The organism is Priestia sp. P5_B4 (assembly GCF_056400385.1).
This window is the reverse complement of record NZ_JBFULJ010000879.1, coordinates 1-1,593: the sequence shown is the minus strand read 5'-3', so window position 1 is coordinate 1,593 and position 1,593 is coordinate 1. Positions and strand designations below refer to the sequence as shown.

Sequence of the window (1,593 nt, the reverse complement as noted above, 5' to 3'; positions counted from 1 at the left end):
GAGGACTTAACCAAACTTTTAAAAGCGTAAGCTTTACTCAGCGAACTGTTATCTAGTTTTGAGAGAGCAATCTCTTGTCTGGTGGCGATAGCGAAGAGGTCACACCCGTTCCCATACCGAACACGGAAGTTAAGCTCTTTAGCGCCAATGGTAGTTGGGACTTTGTCCCTGTGAGAGTAGGACGTTGCCAGGCAATGAATAAGACCCCTTTTTATGCTCTTATAAAAGAGTCTAGGGGTTTTTTATTTGGCTCATTTATAAAAATCTTTTATACAATGAATATTGTGTATGATACACGGAGGATTAGCTCAGCTGGGAGAGCACCTGCCTTACAAGCAGGGGGTCGGCGGTTCGATCCCGTCATCCTCCACCATCGACTATTTAAGTCAGAGATTGCACGCCGGTGTAGCTCAATTGGTAGAGCAACTGACTTGTAATCAGTAGGTTGGGGGTTCAAGTCCTCTTGCCGGCACCATTTTTTTCGAGCCATTAGCTCAGTTGGTAGAGCATCTGACTTTTAATCAGAGGGTCGAAGGTTCGAGTCCTTCATGGCTCACCATTTATATTCACACGCGGGTGTGGCGGAATTGGCAGACGCGCTAGACTTAGGATCTAGTGTCTTACGACGTGGGGGTTCAAGTCCCTTCACCCGCATCTTTCATTAATTTCATATAYGYGCGGAAGTAGTTCAGTGGTAGAACACCACCTTGCCAAGGTGGGGGTCGCGAGTTCGAACCTCGTCTTCCGCTCCACATATATAAGTCCTGCCGGGGTGGTGGAATTGGCAGACACACAGGACTTAAAATCCTGCGGTAGGTGACTACCGTGCCGGTTCAAGTCCGGCCCTCGGCACCATTTTAATAAGCGCCCGTAGCTCAATTGGATAGAGCGTTTGACTACGGATCAAAAGGTTAGGGGTTCGACTCCTCTCGGGCGCGCCATRAACGGGAAGYAGCTCAGYTTGGTAGAGCACTTGGTTTGGGACCAAGGGGTCGCAGGTTCGAATCCTGTCTTCCCGACCATTTATGGGGCCTTAGCTCAGCTGGGAGAGCGCCTGCCTTGCACGCAGGAGGTCAGCGGTTCGATCCCGCTAGGCTCCACCAATTAAAYTRAATAATTGTAACRAATAATATGGCGGTGTAGCTCAGCTGGCTAGAGCGTACGGTTCATACCCGTGAGGTCGTGGGTTCGACTCCCTCCGCCGCTACCATATAAGTTACATTTGTTATAAATAYACGGAGGAATACCCAAGTCCGGCTGAAGGGATCGGTCTTGAAAACCGACAGGGGTGTYAAAGCCCGCGGGGGTTCGAATCCCTCTTCCTCCTCCATTTATTTATAYYRTATTCATATCRTCGCGGGGTGGAGCAGTTCGGTAGCTCGTCGGGCTCATAACCCGAAGGTCGCAGGTTCAAATCCTGTCCCCGCAACCAAAGTGGTCCCGTGGTGTAGCGGTTAACATGCCTGCCTGTCACGCAGGAGATCGCGGGTTCGAWTCCCGTCGGGACCGCCATTTTAAATTTAATAAGGCTCGGTAGCTCAGTTGGTAGAGCAAAGGACTGAAAATCCTTGTGTCGGCGGTTCGATTCCGTCC

14 tRNA genes and 1 rRNA gene are annotated in these 1,593 nt (G+C 50.4%); all 15 read left to right on the top strand.

The window, feature by feature from the left end:
• Window positions 1-77 precede the first annotated feature (77 nt).
• The 15 genes from rrf to AC1DRF_RS27000 all read left to right on the top strand — a co-directional run bounded on the left by rrf (window position 78) and on the right by AC1DRF_RS27000 (window position 1,593).
• A 5S ribosomal RNA gene (gene rrf / locus AC1DRF_RS27070) occupies window positions 78-193 on the top strand.
• A gap of 104 nt (window positions 194-297) precedes the next feature.
• Window positions 298-373 (top strand) — tRNA-Val (locus tag AC1DRF_RS27065).
• 26 nt (window positions 374-399) lie between these two features.
• A tRNA-Thr gene (locus AC1DRF_RS27060) sits at window positions 400-475 on the top strand.
• A gap of 8 nt (window positions 476-483) precedes the next feature.
• Window positions 484-559: transfer RNA gene (locus AC1DRF_RS27055), tRNA-Lys, on the top strand.
• A 13-nt stretch (window positions 560-572) separates the two neighbouring features.
• Window positions 573-654 (top strand) — tRNA-Leu (locus tag AC1DRF_RS27050).
• A gap of 23 nt (window positions 655-677) precedes the next feature.
• Window positions 678-752, top strand: a tRNA-Gly gene (locus tag AC1DRF_RS27045).
• A 14-nt stretch (window positions 753-766) separates the two neighbouring features.
• Window positions 767-855 (top strand) — tRNA-Leu (locus AC1DRF_RS27040).
• A 9-nt stretch (window positions 856-864) separates the two neighbouring features.
• Window positions 865-941, top strand: a tRNA-Arg gene (locus tag AC1DRF_RS27035).
• A gap of 4 nt (window positions 942-945) precedes the next feature.
• Window positions 946-1,022, top strand: a tRNA-Pro gene (locus AC1DRF_RS27030).
• Window positions 1,023-1,027: 5 nt separating this feature from the next.
• A tRNA-Ala gene (locus AC1DRF_RS27025) sits at window positions 1,028-1,103 on the top strand.
• A 30-nt stretch (window positions 1,104-1,133) separates the two neighbouring features.
• Window positions 1,134-1,210 (top strand) — tRNA-Met (locus tag AC1DRF_RS27020).
• A 27-nt stretch (window positions 1,211-1,237) separates the two neighbouring features.
• A tRNA-Ser gene (locus AC1DRF_RS27015) sits at window positions 1,238-1,330 on the top strand.
• 25 nt (window positions 1,331-1,355) lie between these two features.
• Window positions 1,356-1,432, top strand: a tRNA-Met gene (locus tag AC1DRF_RS27010).
• A gap of 4 nt (window positions 1,433-1,436) precedes the next feature.
• Window positions 1,437-1,512 (top strand) — tRNA-Asp (locus tag AC1DRF_RS27005).
• A 23-nt stretch (window positions 1,513-1,535) separates the two neighbouring features.
• A tRNA-Phe gene (locus tag AC1DRF_RS27000) sits at window positions 1,536-1,593 on the top strand.